This window comes from Streptomyces griseorubiginosus, assembly GCF_036345115.1.
In the GTDB taxonomy this organism is placed as follows: Bacteria; Actinomycetota; Actinomycetes; order Streptomycetales; family Streptomycetaceae; genus Streptomyces; species Streptomyces griseorubiginosus_C.
In genome coordinates this window covers 4722259-4743183 of the sequence record NZ_CP107766.1, presented here as the reverse complement: position 1 = coordinate 4743183, position 20925 = coordinate 4722259, and the positions used below count along the sequence as shown (strand labels likewise).

Below are 20925 nucleotides of genomic sequence, written 5' to 3'. Positions count from 1 at the left end.
CCCGCGTGATCGGCGCCGTCGTAGCACTGCACGCGGATGCGAATTCCGACCTGACTCCCAAGTAGCAAAGGGTTGACAGCCGAAAGCGCTGAGTGCCGCTGTGAGCCTCTCGGAGCCCCGCTCCGTATATGGGGACCCGGAAGACGCCGGTTGAGGGCGGCACATGAGGACTCAGGTACCGGCAAACCCCCATCACTGTCGGCGCTACCGGTAGACTGGAAGCCAATCCCGCCCCAAACGTGGGGACCGCCCGGGAAACGCTGAGCAACGCTGATCAAGGCTTACCAACGCAACATGCCGCAGCCGCTCCGGCAACCCGCCGACGAGCCCGGCTCGTGCTGTGCCAGAAAGGGCGCTTCGTGGCCGATTCCGGCAACCCCAACGAGAACATCCCGTCCACCGACGCCGAGGCGACCTCGTCGAACGGCGAGGTCACCGCCTCGTACGACGCCAGCGCCATCACCGTCCTCGAGGGTCTGGACGCGGTCCGCAAGCGACCCGGTATGTACATCGGCTCGACCGGCGAGCGCGGCCTGCACCACCTGGTGCAGGAGGTCGTCGACAACTCCGTCGACGAGGCGCTGGCGGGCCACGCGGACACCATCGACGTCACGATCCTCCCCGACGGCGGCGTCCGGGTCGTCGACAACGGCCGTGGCATCCCGGTCGGCATCGTCCCCTCCGAGGGCAAGCCGGCCGTCGAGGTCGTGCTCACCGTGCTGCACGCGGGCGGCAAGTTCGGCGGCGGCGGCTACGCGGTCTCCGGCGGTCTGCACGGCGTGGGCGTGTCCGTGGTGAACGCCCTGTCGACCAAGGTGGCCGTCGAGGTCAAGACGGACGGCTACCGCTGGACGCAGGACTACAAGCTCGGCGTTCCGACGGCCCCGCTGGCCAAGCACGAGGCCACGGAGGAGCACGGCACCTCGGTGACCTTCTGGGCCGACCCGGACATCTTCGAGACCACCGACTACTCCTTCGAGACGCTCTCGCGGCGCTTCCAGGAGATGGCGTTCCTCAACAAGGGTTTGAGGATCAAACTCACCGACGAGCGGGAGTCGGCCAAGGCGACGTCCGGCGCGGACGAGGCGGGCGCGGACGAGAGCGCCGAGGTCAAGTCGGTCGACTACCACTACGAGGGCGGCATCGTCGACTTCGTGAAGTACCTCAACTCCCGCAAGGGAGACGTGGTGCACCCGACCATCGTCGACCTCGAGGCCGAGGACAAGGACAAGAACCTGTCCGTCGAGCTCGCCATGCAGTGGAACAGCAGTTACACCGAGGGCGTCTACTCCTTCGCCAACATCATCCACACGCATGAGGGCGGCACCCACGAAGAGGGCTTCCGCGCGGCGCTGACCTCGCTGATCAACAAGTACGCGCGCGACAAGAAGCTGCTGCGCGACAAGGACGACAACCTCACGGGTGACGACATCCGCGAGGGTCTGACCGCGATCATCTCGGTGAAGCTGAGCGAGCCGCAGTTCGAGGGCCAGACCAAGACCAAGCTGGGCAACACCGAGGTGAAGACCTTCGTCCAGAAGGTCGTCTACGAGCACCTCACCGACTGGCTGGACCGCAACCCGGTCGAAGCCGCGGACATCATCCGCAAGTCGATCCAGGCGGCCACCGCGCGCGTGGCGGCCCGCAAGGCCCGCGACCTGACCCGCCGCAAGGGCCTGCTGGAGACCGCGTCCCTGCCGGGCAAGCTCTCCGACTGCCAGTCCAACGACCCCACCAAGTGCGAGATCTTCATCGTCGAGGGTGACTCCGCCGGCGGCTCGGCCAAGTCCGGCCGCAACCCGGAGTACCAGGCGATCCTCCCGATCCGCGGCAAGATCCTGAACGTCGAGAAGGCCCGGATCGACAAGATCCTGCAGAACCAGGAGATCCAGGCGCTGATCTCGGCCTTCGGCACCGGAGTCCACGAGGACTTCGACATCGAGAAGCTGCGCTATCACAAGATCATCCTGATGGCGGACGCCGACGTCGACGGCCAGCACATCTCCACCCTGCTGCTGACCTTCCTGTTCCGCTTCATGCGGCCGCTGGTCGAGGCCGGGCACGTGTACCTCTCCCGTCCTCCGCTCTACAAGATCAAGTGGGGCCGGGACGACACCGAGTACGCGTACTCCGACCGCGAGCGAGACGCGCTGATCGAGATGGGCCGCCAGCGCGGCAAGCGCATCCGCGAGGACTCCATCCAGCGCTTCAAGGGTCTCGGCGAGATGAACGCCGAGGAGCTGCGCGTGACCACCATGGACCAGGAGCACCGCGTCCTCGGCCAGGTCACGCTCGACGACGCCGCCCAGGCGGACGACCTGTTCTCGGTCCTCATGGGCGAGGACGTGGAGGCCCGCCGGCAGTTCATCCAGCGCAACGCCAAGGACGTCCGCTTCCTCGACATCTGAGTCGGTCTCAGCTGACCGCACCAGGAAGGATCTTCACCCGCAATGACCGACGAGAACACGCCCGTCACCTCTGAAGAGGGCGGCGTCATCGCCCAGCGTGTCGAGCCCGTCGGGCTCGAGACGGAGATGCAGCGTTCGTACCTGGACTACGCGATGTCCGTCATCGTGTCCCGTGCGCTGCCGGACGTCCGGGACGGTCTCAAGCCCGTCCACCGCCGCGTCCTGTACGCGATGTACGACGGCGGCTACCGCCCCGAGCGCGGCTTCTACAAGTGCGCGCGCGTGGTCGGCGACGTCATGGGCAACTACCACCCGCACGGCGACTCCTCGATCTACGACGCCCTGGTGCGCCTCGCCCAGCCGTGGTCGATGCGGATGCCGCTGGTGGACTCCAACGGCAACTTCGGCTCCCCGGGCAACGACCCCGCGGCCGCCATGCGGTACACCGAGTGCAAGATGGCGCCGCTGTCGATGGAGATGGTCCGTGACATCGACGAGGAGACCGTCGACTTCACGGACAACTACGACGGCCGCTCCCAGGAGCCGACCGTCCTGCCGGCCCGTTTCCCGAACCTGCTGATCAACGGCTCCGCCGGTATCGCGGTCGGCATGGCCACCAACATCCCGCCGCACAACCTGCGCGAGGTCGCGGCCGGCGCCCAGTGGTACCTGGAGAACCCGGAGGCCTCCCACGAGGAGCTCCTGGACGCGCTCATGGAGCGCATCAAGGGCCCCGACTTCCCGACCGGCGCGCTCGTCGTCGGCCGCAAGGGCATCGAGGAGGCGTACCGCACCGGTCGTGGCTCGATCACCATGCGCGCGGTGGTGGAGGTCGAGGAGATCCAGAACCGCCAGTGCCTGGTGGTCACGGAACTGCCGTACCAGACCAACCCCGACAACCTCGCGCAGAAGATCGCCGACCTGGTGAAGGACGCCAAGGTCGGCGGCATCGCGGACGTCCGGGACGAGACCTCGTCGCGCACCGGCCAGCGGCTCGTGATCGTGCTCAAGCGGGACGCGGTCGCCAAGGTCGTGCTGAACAACCTCTACAAGCACACGGATCTCCAGTCGAACTTCGGCGCCAACATGCTGGCGCTCGTCGACGGCGTGCCGAGGACCCTCTCCCTGGACGCGTTCATCCGGCACTGGGTGGCGCACCAGATCGAGGTCATCGTCCGCCGTACGCGCTTCAGGCTGCGCAAGGCCGAGGAGCGGGCGCACATCCTGCGCGGCCTCCTGAAGGCCCTGGACGCCATCGACGAGGTCATCGCCCTGATCCGGGCCAGCGACACGGTCGACATCGCGCGTACGGGCTTGATGGACCTCCTCCAGATCGACGAGATCCAGGCCAACGCCATCCTCGAGATGCAGCTGCGCCGCCTCGCCGCCCTGGAGCGCCAGAAGATCATCCAGGAGCACGACGAACTCCAGGCGAAGATCACCGAGTACAACGAGATCCTGGCCTCGCCGGTCCGCCAGCGCGGCATCGTGAGCGCCGAACTCGCCGCGATCGTCGAGAAGTACGGCGACGACCGCAAGACCATGCTGGTGCCCTACGACGGCGACATGTCCATCGAGGACCTCATCGCCGAGGAGGACATCGTCGTCACGGTCTCGCGCGGCGGTTACGTCAAGCGCACCAAGACCGTCGACTACCGCGCCCAGAAGCGCGGCGGCAAGGGCGTGCGCGGCACGAAGCTCAAGGAAGACGACATCGTCGACCACTTCTTCGTGTCCACCACGCACCACTGGCTGCTGTTCTTCACCAACAAGGGCCGCGTGTACCGGGCGAAGGCGTACGAACTGCCGGACGCCGGCCGGGACGCGCGCGGCCAGCACGTCGCCAACCTGCTGGCCTTCCAGCCGGACGAGGCGATCGCCGAGATCCTCGCGATCCGCGACTACGACGCCGCGCCCTACCTGGTGCTCGCCACCAAGGCGGGTCTGGTCAAGAAGACGTCACTGAAGGATTACGACTCTCCGCGTTCCGGAGGCGTCATCGCCATCAACCTGCGGGAGCGCGAGGACGGTTCGGACGACGAACTGATCGGCGCCGAACTCGTATCGGCGGACGACGATCTGCTTCTGATCAGCAAGAAGGCACAGTCGATCAGGTTCACGGCCTCGGACGACACGCTGCGTCCCATGGGCCGCGCCACCTCGGGTGTCAAGGGCATGAGCTTCCGCGAGGGCGACGAGCTGCTCTCGATGAATGTTGTTCGACCCGGTACGTTCGTGTTCACTGCTACGGACGGCGGGTATGCGAAGCGGACCGCCGTCGACGAGTACCGCGTCCAGGGTCGCGGCGGCCTCGGTATCAAGGCTGCCAAGATCGTGGAGGACCGCGGATCGCTCGTGGGCGCGCTGGTGGTCGAGGAGACCGACGAGATCCTCGCCATCACGCTGTCCGGCGGTGTGATTCGTACGCGAGTCAACGAGGTCAGGGAGACGGGCCGTGACACCATGGGCGTCCAACTGATCAACCTGGGCAAGCGCGATGCCGTGGTCGGCATCGCTCGTAACGCCGAGGCGGGACGCGAGGCGGAGGAGGTCGACGGCGATGTGGCCGACGACGAGACCGCCGAGGGTGCCGCCGAGACCATCGGCACGGACGAGGGTGAGTCGCCCTCGGCCGAGTAGCACGAGGAGTGAGTCATCGTGAGCGGAGCCACGGGCGCCGGATCGACCGGAACCTCTAGGGGGTCCTCCCCCGGCACGGAGGCGGACGGCGGCGGCCGTGGCTCTGCCGCGCGTGCGGCAGACGCGCGGGGGACGGATGCGCGCGGTACGGACACGCGTGGCACGGCTCCGCGTCCGGCGGAACAGCACCCGACGGATACGCACACGACTCAACTCAAGGCGATCAAGCCGCCCGCGACCCAGTCGCGCTCGCCCGAGACTCATGGATCCCAGGGGGGACCTGTGACGGACACCCAGCCGCCGGCCCAGCCGACGGCGCCCGCCGCACCGCCCAAGGCGGCGGCCCAGCCGCAGCCCCAGCCCGCGGCACAGCCTTCACCTTCTCCGCTGCCGGGGGAACGGCAGCCGCAGCAGCAGCCCGGCCCGTACCACCCGCCGCAGGCCTACCCGACACAGGCCACCCCGGCCGGTGCCGTACGGCGCCCGCGGACGGGGGCGCGCACCGTGCCCCGTACGCGCAAAGCACGTCTGCGGGTGGCCAAGGCCGACCCGTGGTCCGTCATGAAAGTCAGCTTCCTGCTCTCCATCGCACTCGGCATCTGCACGATCGTCGCGGCCGCCGTGCTCTGGATGGTCATGGACGCGATGGGCGTCTTCTCGACGGTCGGCGGGACGATCTCCGAGGCGACCGGTTCGAACGAGTCGAACGGCTTCGACCTCCAGGCATTTCTCTCCCTGCCGAACGTCCTGATGTTCACGTCGATCATCGCGGTCATCGACGTCGTCCTGGCGACGGCTCTCGCGACCCTCGGCGCGTTCATCTACAACCTCTCCGCGGGCTTCGTCGGCGGCGTCGAGCTGACGCTGGCCGAGGACGAGTAACCCGGCTTCAAACCTGGCTTCAAACCTGTGGGGGCGGTCCTGAAGGAACCGATTTTGGGACTGCCCACGTCGTGCGCTAATCTTCAGGAGTCAGCGCGCGGGACACACCCCGCAGAGCGCGGCGGGGCTATAGCTCAGTTGGTTAGAGCGCATCCCTGATAAGGATGAGGCCACAGGTTCAAATCCTGTTAGCCCCACCAGACTCGAAGACCTTCAGCCGGTTCCGGTTGGGGGTCTTCGGCGTTTGGGGGTGCACTTCGGTACGGCACTTACGACGGGCTGTACGGGTGCTCTACGACCGCGGTGTACGGGTACGGACCGTGGTGTACGACCGTGGTGTCAGACACAGTCAGCCGGCTCGAGCGATTCCGTCCCGGCTTCCGTGTCCGCGGGGGAGCGGTGGCGGCAGCTGGGGGTCTTGCCGTGGGCCTCGGCGCGGATGCGCTGCTTCATCGTGGGCGGCAGGGCTTTGACGTAGGACCAGAGCCCGTGGGACACCGCCGGGGCCTCCGGGTGCGCCATGGCGCTGTTGCGGGCCGGCTGGGTCTGCGGTACGGCCGCGGCGGCGGTCGTGGTGATGAGTCCGAGCGCCGTGAACAGCGCGAGGAAGGCGGTGATGACGGCGGTCCACAGGTTCATGACCTTGTTCTGGGCCATGGTCCCTCACTTTCGGGCTGGGGCGATTTGCGTACTTTCCTCATGATGTGTATGGGGGCCGCGAAATCACGGACCGGAGCCTGTGGCGCGTCGATCTTCAGATGAACACCACACGGATGGGTGCAAGGTGGTCGAAAAATAGAAGAATGAGGGCGAGGGGTGCCGAAGTGACCCTGCGTGGAGATGTGATCACCCTCTGATCGGAGGTGCATGCTCCGCTTCTACTGAGCTGTCCCGGGCGGGAGTTGAGGCCCCGGACGCAGGTCACCGATCGGTATCGGTCGGTGTGTATAGTCGGGCGCCAGAGGTCCCCTACGTCAACGAAAGACGAGGTCGCGCGGTGAAGAAGCTTCTCCTGGTCGCACTGGCCGCCATCGGCGGGCTCCTCGTGTACCGCCAGATCCAGGCGGATCGCGCCGAGCAGGATCTGTGGACGGAGGCGACTGACTCCGTGCCCACGGGTTCGTGAGTACCGAGATTCGATTCTGAGCAGACCCCGGCCGTGGTTGCGGTCGGGGTTTTGTGTTGTCCGGGGGCGGGGGCGGCTCCTGCGGAGGCCGAGGACGGTTGCCGGGGCCTTTCGGACGGGCGTGCGGATTGCGGGGGTGGGGGGCGGCGCTGCGGGGCAGGATGGGCTGCGGTCGGTCGGTGGGGCGGCAGGGCGGTTCGTCGGCGGGTCAGCAGGTCGGCTGGTCGGCGGGTCAGCAGGTCGGCTGGTTTGCCGGTCGGCAGGTCGCAAAGGCGATCGCTGGGCCGGTCAGTGGAGCTCGGGCGCAGGCACGGAGGGGTGGCGCGGGATGGGGCGGCGGCGTGGGGCGTGGTGGCGGGTGGCCGTCGTAGGGGCGGTGTTGGGCGCCGTGGCCGGGGCGCCCGGAGCTCCGGTCCTCGCCGCCCCAGGCGCCCCCGTCCAGTCCCCCTCCCCCTCTTCCTCCGTCTCTCTGTCTTCTTCTCCCTCTTCCTCCGCTACGGCCTCCTCGTACGCCTTCGTGGCAGGCGCCCCGCCGGTCACGGGCACGGTGAGCACCGGGGCCGCCGAACTCCTCGAACCCGGCACGACGTACCGGAGTTCGCTCCCGAGTGAGGGCAAGGTCTACTACCGCCTCGACCTCGACGGCACATCGACCGTGTACGTCGCCGCTACCGCCGTTCCCCCGGCGGACGTCCCCGTCGCCGCGACGGAAGGCGTCAGAGTGACCGTGCAGGACGCCGACGGCCGTGCCTGCTCCGCGCCGGACACCGCCACCATCGGCGCCGGTCGCAGTCCGCGCCCCCTCACCGCGTGGGGCGCCCGGGCGCTCCCGTCGAAGCGGTCGCTGTGCCAGGGCGCCGGGACGTACTACGTCGCCGTCGAGCGGGTGCTGCGCACCGAGTCCGTGCCGGGCGACTGGGACCTGGAGCTGGCGCCCGTGCTGGAACCGCGGCTCCGGCAGGCCGGGCCGAGCAGCGCGCCCGAATCCTGGGACTCCGCCACGCCCTCGCCTCCCGTCGGCGGGGCCGTGCAGGTGCGGGGCGGTGGGGGGTTCGGCTCGGCGACCGCGCTGGAGCAGGGGGTCTGGCGGGATGACGTACGGCCCGGACAGACGCTGTTCTACAGGGTGCCGGTCGGCTGGGGTCAGCAGGTGTACGCCACCGCCGAGCTCGGCAGTGCGAGCGCGGGTGGAGCGAGCGGGGGGAGCGGGAACGGCCTGGTGCCGGGGGCTGTGAATCTGGCGCTGTACAACCCCGTGCGCGGCCTCGTCGACGACACCAGCATCAGTTACAGCGGCAGCCGGAGGTCCGGTGCGCTCGCCGCCGTACCGCCGGTGGGGTACGACAACCGGTACGCCGTTTCCGGGCGGGTGAGCGGGATGCGGTTCGCCGGGGCGTATTACCTCGTGGTGCATCTCGCTGCGCGGGTCGGCGAGGAGTTCGGAGACGGGCCGTTCGGGCTGACGTTGCGGGTGCGGGTGAAGGGAGAGGCCGGGGGTGGGCCGGGCTATGCGGGGGAGTCCGAGCCGGCGGGGCTTTTCCAGGCGGGTCTTGGTGGGCTTGGCTCGTCGTCGGGGGACGGGGTGGTCGCGGGCGCCGGGGACGGTGGCGCCAGTGGTGGCGGGGGCGCCGGGATGAAGGCGGTGGCCTTCGGGGGGATCGGGGCGGGGACCTTGGTGTTGGTGGTTCTCGGGGTGTGGGTTGTGGTGGGGCGGCGGCGGGCTGCGGGGGTGTGAGGCGGAGGCGGAGACGGAGGGCGCGCCTTTCCGACTTGGGGGTGGCTCGCCGTCGCAGGTGATGCCGAAGCACGGGTGGATCAGATGCGGCCGTTCGGTACGTGTGGCGCTGACCGATCCCTGCGTGTGACGTCGGCCCGTCCGGGGTTGGGCTGCCGGGCTGTCTCCGGCGTTGACGGTTCTCAGATCTGGGTGAGGGCCCAGAAACCGACTGCGTAGCAGGCCAGGGCCAGAAGCAGGAGGGGGATCGCCACCTTGGCGGGTGGGCCGCTTCGGCGTGCGCGGGAAATTGCCCGAGCGGGAGGCGGAACCTGCGGGGTCTGAGCGGTGTACGAAGCAGTAGAGGCATCAGCGCGGGGCTGGTGCTGGGGGGAGGGCAGGACGTGAGTGGGGGGCGTCGGGTCGTGGGGGAAGGCGTAGGCGGAGTGGGCCTGCGCTTGTGGGCGGGGTTGGTGTCGGTGTTCCTGGTGCTGTGGATGGAGTGGTGGCAGCAGAGGGAAGCTGCCGGGTTCCGACGTCGAGGGCGGCCCTGCGGGAGCGGGTGGGATGCGGGGGGCGGACCAGTAGGCCCCGGTACCTGTGCCTGGCTCGTGAGTTGGGGAGGGCGCGCCGGTTTGTGGGTGGCCGGCTTCCGCGTGGCTGCTCGGAGGGGCGGCCGGGGTGTTGGCGCCTGGGGTGGAGGGCCCGGCACCTGGAGGGGGTGGTGGGTTCGTTTCGCCGGGCCAGGAGGGCGGGGTGCTTTGCTCGGGCCAGGACCCCGGGTTCGCTCGCCCCTCGTCGTGCCCCGACGCGTCGCCTCGCGCGGCGGACCGGGAGGCGGCCCCGCCCGTCCCGTCGGGTCGGAAGGGGGCGGGCACATTTCCGTCGCCGGGCCACGAGGAGGTGCCGGCCGCTGCCCCAGGAGGCTGCGGGGACACACCGTTGCCGTCCCCGAACCAGGAGGCCGCCCCGTCCGACTCTCCGGGCCGGGAAGCGGACCCGTGCGGGTGGCTGGGCCAGGGAGCGGCCCCATCGACCGCACCGCCAGAATCAGCACCAGCAACGTAACCGGGCCAGGCGGCGGCCCCCTCCCTTCCACCTGCGCCGAAAGCCCCAGCGCTTCCTCCATCACCCCCGGAAAACACCCCGTTCTGCCGACCGCCTCCGGAACCAGCCCTGCCTCCAGGCGCCGCCCAGTTCTCGGGCGGCTTCCCCGTTCCGGAGGGCACTCCACCCCTGGATGGCGAGTCGCCGGCGGACGGCGACCAGCTCTCGGACGGCCCCCTGCCCCCGCGCGCCCCCTCACCCTCGGAGGGCGCCCCACCTCCGGAGCGCGGCTCGCCGGCGGACGGCGGCCGGCTCTCAGGCGGTCTCCCGCTCCAGGGCACCCCCGCGCCTCCAGAGGACAGCCCGCTTCCGTAAGACGCTCCAGCTCCAGGCGCCGCCCAGTTCTCGGATGGCCCCCCGCTCGCGGGCGCAGCCTCGCCGCCGACCGATCCCGCGCGCCCTACCGCCCCCGCACCCCCGTCTCCCGCCCGGAACCGCGTTCCTCCCTCCGCCCCGGTCCCCCCGTGGTGAGTCCTTCTCGGATCCACTCCTGGGGCTCGTTTCAGGGGGCCCTCCGGGCCGAACCCCGGTGGCAGGGGGCCGAGTTGGTCGAAGATCTCGATCGACTCGTCTTCGGGGCCCGGCTCCGGGAGGAGTTCTCGGGCGGCGGCGAGGGCTTTGCGGGCCCCCGTGGCGGTGCGGAAGCGGGCCTGCGGGTCCGGTTGGAGGAGGGAGGCCACGACCTGCCAGAGAGGGGCAGGGACGCTCTGGGGTGCGCTCGGCGTCCCGTGGGCGGCGAAGTACTGGATGAGCGCCTTGGCGTCGGGCTTGGCGCCCTCGAGGAGGTACAGCGCGACCAGGCCGACGGCGAACAGGTCGGCCGGAAAGTCCGGTTCCGCGCCCATCATCTGCTCGGGGGCGAGATAGCCCGGCGTCCCCACGACGAGGTTGGTCTCGGTCAGCCGCGGCTCGCCCAGCCGCATCGCGATGCCGAAGTCGGACAGGCGCAGCCGGGGGCGCCCGGTACCGGTCGCCTCGAGCAGGATGTTGGCGGGCTTGATGTCCCGGTGGACGACGTCCTCCGCGTGGACCGCGGCCAGCCCCGCGAGGAGCTGGTCGAGCAGGGTGCAGACGAACGAGGGCGGCAGCGGGCCGTAGTCCCCGATCAGGTGGACCAGCGAACCGCCGGAGACCAGGTCCATTGTGAACAGGACCTTGTCGTCGTCGGCGGCCCAGCTGGCGGGCGCGAGGACATGGGGGTGGTCGATCCGCAAAGCCTGTTCGCGGACGAAGCGCAGCAGGGAGTGCGCGTCGCTCTGCAGCAACACCTTCGCGGCCACATAGCGGCGGCGCCGGTGGTCCCAGGCACGCCAGACAGCGCCGACGCCTCCGCGTCCGATCGGGTCGGCCAGTTCGTACCGGCCGGCGAACACCTCACCCATGACTGCGCGTCGCTCCTCCCCCTGCGGTTACCCCCGTTGCTTCCCCCCTGATGAGCGATACGACCCCCTCGTGGCCTCCCGGATGAGAGATACGGCCCCGTGTTCCTCGTCTCCTCGGCGGCTGACACACCCCCGTGTGCCATCCCCGGTGAGGAGCGCGACCCCCTCGCGCTCCTCCGTCCTACTCCAACGGCCCCCCGCCCGGCTGCCGAACCCCCTTCGGCGGCCGGGCGGGCGGCTCAGTTCTGGTGGGACTGGTAGTGCGTGACGGCGTCGGAGGTGCGGCCGGCGCCGTAGACCCGGAGGAACTCTGCCAGCTCCGGGTGGGTCGGGGCGAGAGTGTCGGCCGCGTCGATGATGTCTCCGGCGGCGGCCACCGAGCGCAGCAGCGACTGGATCTCGCGGACGACCCGCTTGACCGTCGGCGCACCCGAACTGCTGGTCGTGGTCGTGGTGTTGCTGAGCACCGAGCCCCCCTGCGACTTCTTGATCTCGTCCATCCGCTCGGTCGCCTCGGCGGCGCTCACGCTGCCGTCGGCGACCTGCCCCGCCAGGTCCTGGAGCAACTGCACCCGCTGGACCACCGCAGGATTGCCGATCTTCGCCCGCTGACCGCTCATCAGCTGGGACAGCATCGGCGCGGACAGTCCCAGTACCCCCGCGAGACGAGCCTGGTTGAGGCCGAGGTCGTCTATGAGCTTACGAAAGAGCGCCCCCAGCGGCTCCCCGTACCAGTTCCGCTGAAGCTCCCGCGCTCTTGCGGTCGCTTCCTGCTGTGCGGCGTCCATGTGCGTCTCCCCATCGCTTCCCCAAAGAACCGTGGTTCGCGACAGCGAACCACGCCGAGCATCTTACGGAGAGTGGTCGTTCGCGGGGACCCCCAATCTTTTTGCGGAATACCCGGGATGACCCGGTACTCTGGTCTGCGGCGCCACCGGTAAGCGGTTCTTCCGGCGGACGTCCCTCATCCCGGGGCCTTAGCTCAGTTGGTAGAGCGCTGTCTTTGCATGGCAGATGTCAGGGGTTCGACTCCCCTAGGCTCCACTTCCAAAATCCCCTCCGACCTGCGGCAACGCGGGCGGAGGGGATTTGCGTACGGGCGACCGGCCCGACGCCCGCCTCCACGCCCTACGACTCGTCGGCGCCATCAACCCCCGGTACACCGCCGCCGACTTCGGATGCGAGCGGCAGCCCCACACGCCGTGCGGGCAATAGTCGCTGATCGACTGGTACAAGGGGCGCTGCTCGGCGAACCAGGTGAGCATGCCGCGCATGTACGCCGGGTTGTCGCCGTTCTCGTACAGGCCCCATTCCTGGTACGAGAACGGCTTGCGGTGGGCGCGGGCGAAGCGGACATGGGCGCGCAGACCGTACGGCTCGTCGAGCTGGCCGGAGAAACTCAGACCGCGTGGGGCGTCGTAGGCGTCCATACCGATGATGTCGACGACCTGGTCGCCCGGATAGCAGCGCGGCCACGGGATGGCGTCGCGGCCCCGGGTGGGCGTGAACTCGAAGCGGAAGCGCTGACCGGGCACCGAACGCATCGCGCGCACGATCCTCGCCCAGTACGCCTTCCAGGCGGCCGGGTCCGGGGCGCAGCGGTGGGTGTAGGTGGTGCCGTTCATCTCCCAGCCGAGGACCACGACCGTGTCCGGGACACCGAGAGCCGTGAGCCTGCGGGCCAGGGCACGGAAATGGCCGTCGTAGGCGCCACTCGCCCCGCGCCGGAGTTCCGCCACCACCGTGCTGTCGGGCAGGTGGGCCTCGGTGCGTTCCAGCATCGGCACGTTCAGGACGAACATCCGCCGGGCGTCGGCCCGCCGCCAGGCCGCCCAGGACTCCAGATAGCCCGGGGCGCCCTCGATGTTGCTCCAGCGGTCACCGGGCAGATACACGTGGCCCACGCGGGGCGCCGGCCCGCCCAGCCAGCTGCCGAACGCTCTCAGACGGGCCGTGTCGGAGGGCTCGTAGCCGACATAGGCGCCGTACACGGCGGAGGAGGGGGTCTCAGGGGCCGGGGTGCGCGCGGTGCAGGCCGACGCCACCAGCAGCAGTACGGCGGCCAGGGCGAGCAGCCCGCGGCGCGAGGGCATCATGACGGCGGCGGTCCATCCGGTCAGGAGACCGCCACAGGACGGTCAAGAGACATGTCCCCGCGACTGTGGCGCACCCGAGCACCACCCCACCGGTCCGGCCACCCCGTCGGGTGAACATGGCGGTGGGGCGGAAACCTATCCGCCCCACCCCTGGTACACGCCGTCCAGACGGCGTCAGCGCCCTTCGTCGTGCTTCGCCGCGTCCTCCTCGGCCTCCTTGGCCTGGACCTCCGGGTCCAGGTCGGACTGACCGGTGCCGTCCACGGACGTCAGCCGGCCGGACTCGGGCACCTCGGTCGCGGCGGGGGGCTCGACCAGCCAGTCCGGGTTGGCCTGCTTGTCCCACCACTTCCACGCGGCGAACGCGCCCCCCGCCACCAGGCCCGCGACCGCCAACGCCTTGGCGAGCCGTCCTGCGCGAGCCCGCCGTTCGTGCTTGCGGACCAGCTTCTGAACCTCCTTGGGCGAGACCTGGCCGCGCAGAGCGGCCAGTGCGGCCGCGCTCCGTGCCGTGGCCTCCCCGGCGACCGGACCGGCCGCGGCGACGGCCAGCTCGATCTTCGGACGGGAGTAGTCAGCGGCCTGACGGGCCGCCTTGCGGGTGCGTACGGCTGCCTCGTGGGCGGCCTGGTCGACCTTCGGCGGAACATGCGTACGGGCCTGCTCCAGGCGTGGCGCGACGTGGGCGCCGTACTGGACACGAGCCTGCTCGGCGGCCTGGGAGACCTTCGGCGCGAGTCGTACACGCGCCTCGGTCGCGTACTGCGAAGCCTTGTCCTTGGCCGTGTCGGCGTAGGGCGCCACCACTTCCGCGGCGTGCAGCACGCTGTCCTTCGCCGAGCCGGTCGCGGCGCGCACGCTGTCGATGCGGGTCACGGGATCCTCCTCCTCGGTGGCGTACGGTAATTCGACTTTCCACCCTTTTACGGATCATGCCTGCCGGAGTGCAGCCCGGCACCTGAGGGCGGGCTATCCGGATCAATAGCGGATGAATACGTGGCAACAGGAGCTTGTCGACGACAATGCCACGGATCGCCGCCCCGCGCCCCCGCCCGGACCCTCCTCGGCCGGATCCGTGCGAGGATCGGTGGGGCACAACAAGTCAACGGAAGGCAGATCGTGGCCGAGCAGCTTTACGCCACCCTCAAGACGAACCACGGCGACATCGAAGTCCGGCTCCTGCCGAACCATGCCCCGAAGACCGTCAAGAACTTCGTCGAACTCGCCCAGGGCGAGCGCGAGTGGACCCACCCCGGCACCGGCGAGAAGTCCACCAAGCGCCTCTACGACGGCACGATCTTCCACCGTGTCATCAGCGGCTTCATGATCCAGGGCGGCGACCCGCTGGGCACCGGCATCGGCGGCCCCGGCTACGAGTTCGAGGACGAGTTCCACCCCGACCTCGGCTTCAACAAGCCCTACCTGCTCGCCATGGCCAACGCCGGCCCGGGCACCAACGGCTCGCAGTTCTTCATCACCGTCTCCCCGACGGCCTGGCTGAACCGCAAGCACACCATCTTCGGCGAGGTCACCGACCCGGCCAGCCAGAAGGTCGTCGACGCCATCGCCGGCGTCAAGACCAGCCGCCCCAACGACCGGCCGGTCAACGACGTCGTCATCGAGTCGGTCGTGGTCGAGACCCGCTGAGGCCGCGCCGCCGCCCACGCGCAGGATCCCGCGGACATCGCGCCGCAGGAAGCAGCGGACACCGCGCCGCGAGAACCAGCGGAACCCGCGCGAAGGGAACCAAACGCCCCGCTCAACCGTAAGGATGAGCGGGGCGGCGCACGTGCCACGACGACTCAGGGCGACTTAGGGGATGTCATGAACCAGGAGGCGGGCAGTTCACCGCAGGCCCACAGCCTGCCCGGCTGCTACCGGCACCCGGACCGCGAGACCGGCATCCGCTGCACCCGCTGCGAGCGCCCCATCTGCCCCGAGTGCATGGTCAGCGCCTCCGTCGGCTTCCAGTGCCCGGAGTGCGTACGCGACGGCGGCGGCAGCGGACCCGCCCCGGCCGCGGCCAGGCCCCGCACCATCGCCGGCGGCAGCGTCACCGCCGACCCCCGGCTGTTCACCAAGATCCTCATCGGGATCAACCTCGCGGTGTTCATCGCCATCCAGGCCAACGCCTCCCTGGCGACGGACCTCAGCCTCATCGGCGCCTATCCGCCGCCCCCCTTCCAGGTCGACGAGGGAGTCGCGGACGGGCAGTACTACCGCCTGCTGACCTCGATGTTCGCGCACCAGGAGATCTGGCACATCGGCTTCAACATGCTGAGCCTGTGGTGGCTCGGCGGCCCCCTCGAAGCCGCCCTCGGCCGCGCCCGGTACCTCGCCGTCTACTTCGTCTCCGGGCTCACCGGCAGTGCCCTCGCCTACCTGCTGGCCGGCCCGGCCACCCAGACACTCGGCGCCTCGGGAGCCATCTTCGGTCTCTTCGGCGCCACCGCCGTCCTGATGCGGCGGCTCAACTACGACCTGCGGCCGATCATCGCGCTCCTGGTGATCAACCTGATCTTCACCTTCGGCTGGAGCAGCATCTCCTGGCAGGCCCACATCGGCGGTCTCGTCGCCGGGCTCATCACGGGCTACGGCATGATCCACGCGCCACGCGAGCGGCGGGCTCTGGTGCAGTACGGCACCTGTGCGCTGGTCCTGCTGGTCGTCGTGGTCATGACCGTGATCCGGACCGCACAGCTGACCTGAGCAGGCCTTTGTCCACAGCGAGTGGCGGATCTTGTGCATACAGTGCGGGAACAGCTGTGCCCCCTGTCGCCGACCCGTGTTTGTGCAGGTCAGGCAGGGGGCGAACAGGCTTGCGGGGGCTGGTGTGATGGTCGCACCGGCGTCAACGCCCGATGAGTTATCCACAGATCGTAGTCTTTTCCCCAGGCCCTGTGGAAATTGCTACAGGCTGTGGATAACTCAGCGGATACCCGTGGGCAGAGCTACTTCCACTGGGTGGAGACGGCGAATCCGGCGGCGATGAAGCCGAAGCCCACCACGATGTTCCAGTTGTCCAGAGCGTCGATGGGCAGCGAGCCGTCGGTCACATAGAAGACGACGATCCAGGCAAGCCCGATGAGGAACATGGCCAGCATCACGGGGGCGACCCAGGCGCGGCTGTTCAGCTTGATGGCGGTCGCCTGCTTCGCCGGGGGCGGCGTGTAGTCGGCCTTCTTGCGGATACGTGACTTCGGCACGAGGGTCTCTCCTGTCGATGCGCTGCGTGGCCGCGCAGGTAACTGGTCGGGCTCCGGGCAGCGTACAAGGGGACACTGAGCGCTCCCCCGGGCGTCCGTTAGCGTAGTGCTTCCGCGGCGCCGAAGGAGATAAGGGTACGTTGAGCAATTCTGCCGACTCCCCCCAGTCCGGATCCAGCCCTGTCCGGGGTCGGGGTTTCCGGCCGGTGAGAGTGCTCACGGTGGGCGTCTTCGCTCTCGCGGGCCTCATCTTCTTCACGAGTTTCAACACGGCCAAGGGTACGGACATCCGTACGGACGCCTCGATGCTGAAGCTCTCGGATCTCATCCAGGAGCGCAGTCACAAGAACGGCGAGCTCGACGAGGCGAACGGCTCGCTGCGCCGGGACGTCGAGTCGCTGGCCGAGCGTGACGACGGCAGCACCAAGGCCGAGGACGACAAGCTCGCGGCTCTGGAGGACAGGGCGGGCACCCAGAAGATCAAGGGCAAGGCGGTCACGGTCACGCTCGACGACGCCCCGCCGAACGCCACCGCCAAGCTCCCCGGCTATCCCGAGCCGCAGCCGGACTACCTGGTCATCCACCAGCAGGACCTCCAGGCCGTGGTCAACGCCCTGTGGAAGGGCGGCGCGAAGGGGATCAAGGTCATGGACCAGCGGCTGATCTCCACCAGTGCGGTGCGCTGTGTCGGCAACACCCTGATCCTTCAGGGCCGGGTCTACTCACCGCCGTACAAGATCCAGGCGGTGGGTGATCCGGGGAAGCTGAAGCAGGCGCTCGCGGATTCGAAGGCGATCCAGAACTACATGGTCTACGTCAACGTCTACGGCCTTGGCTGGAATGTCGCCGATGACGGCACGGTGACTCTTCCCGGCTACTCGGGCACAGTGGATCTGCAGTACGCCAAGCCAGTGGAGTAGGTCCCGGGGGAGCTGCCGGTGCGAGTCGTCGTCAGGACCGTCAGCGAGCTGTGCATCACTGCCGGTGCCCTGATCGTGTTGTTCGTCGTCTATGTGCTGTTCTGGACCGGTGTGAAGGCGGACACCGTCATGGACGACCAGATCGACCAGCTGCAGAGCCAGTGGTCCAAGGGGACGGTGCGGCAGCCGGAGGGGGCGGCCGGTGCCTCCGCGTCTCCCGGTGCGTCCGCGTCTCCGGCCGAGCCCGCGCCGTACCGGAGTGGCCGGCCTTTCGCGATCATGTACATCCCGCGGCTTGGTTTCACGTGGAACAAGCCCGTGCTGGAGGGCACCGCGGTCGGCACCCTGAAGAAGGGGCTCGGGCATTACGCGAACACCGCGCAACTCGGGCAGGAGGGCAACTTCTCGGTCGCGGGGCACCGGCGGACGTACGGCGATCCGTTCAAGGACTTCCCGGAGCTGCGGCGGGGGGACGCGGTCGTGCTGACGGACGGGACGACCTGGTTCACGTATCGGATCGACAAAGGGCCTTACAAAACCGTTCCCACGGACATTGAGGTGATCGATCCTGTGCCACGTACTTCGGGGTACACGCGGCCCGGCCGCTATCTCACGCTGACCACGTGCGATCCGGAGTGGGGACACAGTCACCGGCTGATCGTGTGGGCTCATCTGGACTCCACACAGCCTGTGGAGGACGGCAAGCCTGTTGCGCTGCGCCGTTAGTCTGGTGCGGTACGGCGTGAGTGTGGTGCCGTGGTGCGACGGAAGGGACGGCATGTACGGCTGGATCTGGCGGCATCTGCCGGGGAACGCATGGGTGAAGGCGCTGCTCTCACTCGTGCTGGTCGTTGCTGTGGTCTACGTCCTGTTCCAGTACGTCTTCCCGTGGGCCGAACCGCTGCTGCCCTTCAACGATGTGACGGTGGACAACCAGTGAGCGCGCGCATTCTCGTCGTCGACAACTACGACAGTTTCGTCTTCAACCTGGTCCAGTACCTGTACCAGCTGGGCGCCGAGTGCGAGGTGCTGCGCAACGACGAGGTGTCGACGGCGCACGCCCAGGACGGCTTCGACGGGGTGCTGCTGTCGCCGGGCCCGGGGACGCCCGAGGAGGCCGGCGTCTGCATCGAGATGGTGCGGCACTGCGCGGCCACCGGGGTGCCCGTCTTCGGTGTCTGTCTGGGCATGCAGTCGATGCAGGTGGCGTACGGCGGTGTCGTGGACCGCGCACCCGAGCTGCTGCACGGCAAGACGTCCCTGGTCGAGCACGAGGGGCGCGGGGTCTTCGCCGGGCTGCCGACGCCCTTCACGGCGACCCGGTACCACTCGCTGGCGGCCGAGCCGGCGACGGTGCCGGCCGAGCTGGAGGTCACCGCGCGGACGCGGGACGGGATCGTCATGGGGCTGCGGCACCGTGAACTCCCGGTCGAGGGCGTGCAGTTCCACCCCGAGTCGGTGCTGACGGAGCACGGGCACCTGATGCTGGCCAACTGGCTGGTGGAGTGCGGGGACCAGGGCGCGGTGGCGAGGTCGGCGGGGCTCGCCCCGGTGGTGGGCAGGGCCACGGCGTGACGGCGCTGCGCCCCGAGCGCGAGGACTTGTACGGCGACGAGTCGTACGAGTCCTACGGCGGTGATGCCTACGGGGGCGGCGCCTATGGGGCCGAGCCCTATGAGGTGAGGCCTTCTGACGGGGCGTCGGTGCCGTATGTGCCGCCGGCCGACGACGAGACGGTGGCGTTGCGGATACCGGATCCGCTGCCGCCCTCCATATCCGCTTCTGCGGCCTCTTCCGTCACATCCGCCACTGGATCCCCACAGGGCGGGCGGGCGGCCCGCAGAAAGGCCGCCAAACGCCGTCACGGGCGTCATGGTGGCGCCGCCGCCCCCGAGTCGCAGCCGGAGCAGGAGGCACCGGACGGGAAGCCGCTCTCGCGGGTGGAGGCCCGTCGGCAGGCGAAGGCGCGCAAACCGGGCGCGGCGGTCGTCGCGAGCCGGGCCATCGGTGAGGTGTTCATCACCACCGGCGTGCTGATGCTGCTGTTCGTCAGCTACCAGCTGTGGTGGACCAACGTCCGGGCGCACGCGGCGGCCGACAAGGAGGCGAGCAGCCTCCAGAACGACTGGGCGAGCGGCAAGGGCGCCCCGGGCACCTTCGAGCCGGGGCAGGGCTTCGCACTGCTGCACATCCCCAAGCTGGACGTGGTCGTGCCGATCGCCGAGGGCGTCAGCAACAAGAAGGTGCTCGACAAGGGCATGGTCGGGCACTACGGCGAGGGCGCCCTGAAGACCGCGATGCCCGACGCCAAGACCGGGAACTTCGCGCTCGCCGGGCACCGCAACACGCATGGCGAGCCCTTCCGTTACATCAACAAGCTCAGCCCGGGTGACGCGATCATCGTGGAGACGCAGGACGAGTACTACGTCTACAAGATGACCTCGACGCTTCCGGTGACCTCTCCGAGCAACACGAGCGTGATCGACCCCATCCCGAAGGGTTCCGGTTTCACCACGGCCGGCCGGTACATCACCCTCACCACCTGCACGCCGGAGTTCACCAGCAAGTACCGGTTGATCGTCTGGGGCAAGATGGTCGAGGAACGGCCGCGCAGCAAGGGCAAGCCGGATGCGCTCGTCCAGTAAGGGCAGATGACTAGTGGCAGCGACCACCGAGCAGCAAGAGCAGCACTCCGGCACGTCCGCGCCACGCCGCCGTGGCCCCGGGCGGATCGCCATGGCGGTGAGTGTCTTCGGTGAACTCCTCATCACGGCGGGCCTGGTGCTCGGTCTGTTCGTCGTGTACTCGCTGTGGTGGACGAATGTCGTCGCCGACCGGCAGGCCGACAAACAGGCCGACAAGGTGCGGGACAGCTGGATGGAGGGCCGGGACACCGGGCCGGGCGCGCTGGACACCAAGAACGGCATCGGCTTCCTGCACGTGCCCGCGATGAAGAACGGCGAGGTCCTGGTCGAGAAGGGCACCTCGACGAAGATCCTCAACGACGGTGTGGCCGGCTACTACACCGACCCCGTCAAGGCCACGCTTCCCACCAGCGGCAAGACCGGCAACTTCTCCCTCGCCGCCCACCGCGACGGTCACGGGGCGAAGTTCCACAACATCGACAAGCTCAAGAAGGGCGACCCGGTCGTCTTCGAGACCAAGGACGAGTGGTACGTCTACAAGGTCTACGCCGTCCTGTCCGAGACCTCGAAGTACAACGTCAAGGTTCTCGGCCAGATCCCCAAGGAGTCCGGCAAGAAGAAGGCCGGCCACTACATCACGCTGACGACGTGCACGCCGGTCTACACGTCGCGGTACCGGTACGTGGTGTGGGGGGAACTGGTCCGCACGGAGAAGGTGGACAGCGAGCGGACGCTGCCGAAGGAACTGCGGTAACCACTGAACGCAAGAGCCCCGGCCCCCTCAATGAGGGCCGGGGCT

Annotated in this window: 18 protein-coding genes, 2 tRNA genes and 1 pseudogene; 15 read left to right on the top strand and 6 right to left on the bottom strand. The window is 69.1% G+C overall.

Annotated elements, in window-relative coordinates; all coding sequences use genetic code 11:
* The first annotated feature begins 335 nt into the window (after window positions 1-335).
* The 4 genes from gyrB to OHN19_RS21355 all read left to right on the top strand — a co-directional run bounded on the left by gyrB (window position 336) and on the right by OHN19_RS21355 (window position 6130).
* A complete protein-coding gene (gene gyrB / locus OHN19_RS21370) occupies window positions 336-2408 on the top strand; it encodes a DNA topoisomerase (ATP-hydrolyzing) subunit B (RefSeq protein ID WP_330265733.1) in 2073 nt (690 codons plus the stop codon).
* Between the two features lie 42 nt (window positions 2409-2450).
* On the top strand, window positions 2451-5048 hold the full coding sequence (gyrA, locus tag OHN19_RS21365; protein ID WP_330265732.1) for a DNA gyrase subunit A: 2598 nt from the start codon (window positions 2451-2453) through the stop codon (window positions 5046-5048).
* 18 nt (window positions 5049-5066) lie between these two features.
* Complete coding sequence (locus OHN19_RS21360) at window positions 5067-5930, top strand: DUF3566 domain-containing protein (protein ID WP_330265731.1); 864 nt, start codon at window positions 5067-5069, stop codon at window positions 5928-5930.
* 123 nt (window positions 5931-6053) lie between these two features.
* Window positions 6054-6130, top strand: a tRNA-Ile gene (locus OHN19_RS21355).
* 139 nt (window positions 6131-6269) lie between these two features.
* Here the strand turns inward: OHN19_RS21355 and OHN19_RS21350 are convergent.
* Window positions 6270-6587 carry a DUF6344 domain-containing protein gene (locus OHN19_RS21350; protein WP_330265730.1) on the bottom strand — a complete coding sequence of 106 codons (318 nt, stop codon included), beginning with the start codon at window positions 6585-6587 and terminating at the stop codon, window positions 6270-6272.
* A 340-nt stretch (window positions 6588-6927) separates the two neighbouring features.
* On the opposite strand from OHN19_RS21350, the gene OHN19_RS21345 reads away from it, so the two are divergent.
* Together OHN19_RS21345 and OHN19_RS21340 are read left to right on the top strand one after the other, a co-directional pair.
* Complete coding sequence (locus OHN19_RS21345; RefSeq protein WP_003999697.1) at window positions 6928-7056, top strand: DLW-39 family protein; 129 nt, start codon at window positions 6928-6930, stop codon at window positions 7054-7056.
* A gap of 328 nt (window positions 7057-7384) precedes the next feature.
* Window positions 7385-8791 (top strand): hypothetical protein, encoded by a 1407-nt coding sequence (locus tag OHN19_RS21340; protein WP_419249531.1) that lies wholly within the window; start codon window positions 7385-7387, stop codon window positions 8789-8791.
* A 1571-nt stretch (window positions 8792-10362) separates the two neighbouring features.
* Here the strand turns inward: OHN19_RS21340 and OHN19_RS21335 are convergent.
* A pseudogene (locus OHN19_RS21335) lies at window positions 10363-11259 on the bottom strand (serine/threonine-protein kinase); the annotation flags it as partial.
* A gap of 239 nt (window positions 11260-11498) precedes the next feature.
* Entirely contained in the window at window positions 11499-12047 is a 549-nt protein-coding gene (locus OHN19_RS21330; RefSeq protein WP_031036313.1) for a helix-turn-helix domain-containing protein, read from the bottom strand.
* Between the two features lie 183 nt (window positions 12048-12230).
* On the opposite strand from OHN19_RS21330, the gene OHN19_RS21325 reads away from it, so the two are divergent.
* A tRNA-Ala gene (locus OHN19_RS21325) sits at window positions 12231-12303 on the top strand.
* Here OHN19_RS21325 and OHN19_RS21320 read toward each other — a convergent pair.
* Together OHN19_RS21320 and OHN19_RS21315 are read right to left on the bottom strand one after the other, a co-directional pair.
* A complete protein-coding gene (locus OHN19_RS21320) occupies window positions 12294-13355 on the bottom strand; it encodes a glycoside hydrolase family 26 protein (RefSeq protein ID WP_330265728.1) in 1062 nt (353 codons plus the stop codon). The two genes, OHN19_RS21325 and OHN19_RS21320, sit on opposite strands and share 10 nt — an antisense overlap.
* Window positions 13356-13529: 174 nt before the next feature.
* Window positions 13530-14231: a DUF5324 family protein gene (locus OHN19_RS21315; protein ID WP_330265727.1), complete on the bottom strand. Its 702-nt coding sequence runs from the start codon at window positions 14229-14231 to the stop codon at window positions 13530-13532.
* 243 nt (window positions 14232-14474) lie between these two features.
* Between OHN19_RS21315 and OHN19_RS21310 the strand changes: the two genes are divergently transcribed.
* Together OHN19_RS21310 and OHN19_RS21305 are read left to right on the top strand one after the other, a co-directional pair.
* Window positions 14475-15002, top strand: a complete 528-nt coding sequence (locus OHN19_RS21310) for a peptidylprolyl isomerase (protein WP_330265726.1) — start codon at window positions 14475-14477, stop codon at window positions 15000-15002.
* 177 nt (window positions 15003-15179) lie between these two features.
* On the top strand, window positions 15180-16064 hold the full coding sequence (locus tag OHN19_RS21305; RefSeq protein WP_330265725.1) for a rhomboid family intramembrane serine protease: 885 nt from the start codon (window positions 15180-15182) through the stop codon (window positions 16062-16064).
* A 242-nt stretch (window positions 16065-16306) separates the two neighbouring features.
* Here the strand turns inward: OHN19_RS21305 and crgA are convergent, their stop codons facing one another.
* A complete protein-coding gene (gene crgA, locus OHN19_RS21300; protein ID WP_007383302.1) occupies window positions 16307-16561 on the bottom strand; it encodes a cell division protein CrgA in 255 nt (84 codons plus the stop codon).
* Between the two features lie 140 nt (window positions 16562-16701).
* On the opposite strand from crgA, the gene OHN19_RS21295 reads away from it, so the two are divergent.
* Genes OHN19_RS21295 through OHN19_RS21270 form a run of 6 tightly spaced genes read left to right on the top strand, consistent with a single transcriptional unit; the run spans window position 16702 to window position 20880 of the window.
* Window positions 16702-17481, top strand: coding sequence for a DUF881 domain-containing protein (locus OHN19_RS21295; protein WP_330265724.1), 780 nt, complete (start codon window positions 16702-16704; stop codon window positions 17479-17481).
* Between the two features lie 18 nt (window positions 17482-17499).
* The gene (locus tag OHN19_RS21290; RefSeq protein WP_330265723.1) at window positions 17500-18207 is read left to right on the top strand and encodes a class E sortase; all 708 of its coding nucleotides are present in this window, start codon (window positions 17500-17502) and stop codon (window positions 18205-18207) included.
* A 16-nt stretch (window positions 18208-18223) separates the two neighbouring features.
* Window positions 18224-18421: a hypothetical protein gene (locus tag OHN19_RS21285; protein WP_185093296.1), complete on the top strand. Its 198-nt coding sequence runs from the start codon at window positions 18224-18226 to the stop codon at window positions 18419-18421.
* Entirely contained in the window at window positions 18418-19056 is a 639-nt protein-coding gene (locus OHN19_RS21280) for an aminodeoxychorismate/anthranilate synthase component II (protein ID WP_123761915.1), read from the top strand. The genes OHN19_RS21285 and OHN19_RS21280 overlap by 4 nt, the downstream gene beginning before the upstream one ends.
* Window positions 19053-20126 (top strand): class E sortase, encoded by a 1074-nt coding sequence (locus OHN19_RS21275; RefSeq protein ID WP_330265722.1) that lies wholly within the window; start codon window positions 19053-19055, stop codon window positions 20124-20126. Before OHN19_RS21280 ends, OHN19_RS21275 begins: the two co-directional genes overlap by 4 nt.
* A gap of 13 nt (window positions 20127-20139) precedes the next feature.
* A complete protein-coding gene (locus OHN19_RS21270; RefSeq protein ID WP_330265721.1) occupies window positions 20140-20880 on the top strand; it encodes a class E sortase in 741 nt (246 codons plus the stop codon).
* Window positions 20881-20925: the final 45 nt, after the last annotated feature.

Excerpts from the sequence above, each read along its gene's own strand:
- OHN19_RS21305 (WP_330265725.1), top strand. The coding sequence starts at position 15,180 with ATGAACCAGGAGGCGGGCAGTTCACCGCAGGCCCACAGCCTGCCCGGC.
- gyrA (WP_330265732.1), top strand. The coding sequence starts at position 2,451 with ATGACCGACGAGAACACGCCCGTCACCTCTGAAGAGGGCGGCGTCATC.
- OHN19_RS21320 (WP_330265728.1), bottom strand. The coding sequence starts at position 13,355 with ATGATGCCCTCGCGCCGCGGGCTGCTCGCCCTGGCCGCCGTACTGCTG.
- OHN19_RS21330 (WP_031036313.1), bottom strand. The coding sequence starts at position 12,047 with ATGGACGCCGCACAGCAGGAAGCGACCGCAAGAGCGCGGGAGCTTCAG.
- OHN19_RS21350 (WP_330265730.1), bottom strand. The coding sequence starts at position 6,587 with ATGGCCCAGAACAAGGTCATGAACCTGTGGACCGCCGTCATCACCGCC.
- OHN19_RS21340 (WP_419249531.1), top strand. The coding sequence starts at position 7,385 with ATGGGGCGGCGGCGTGGGGCGTGGTGGCGGGTGGCCGTCGTAGGGGCG.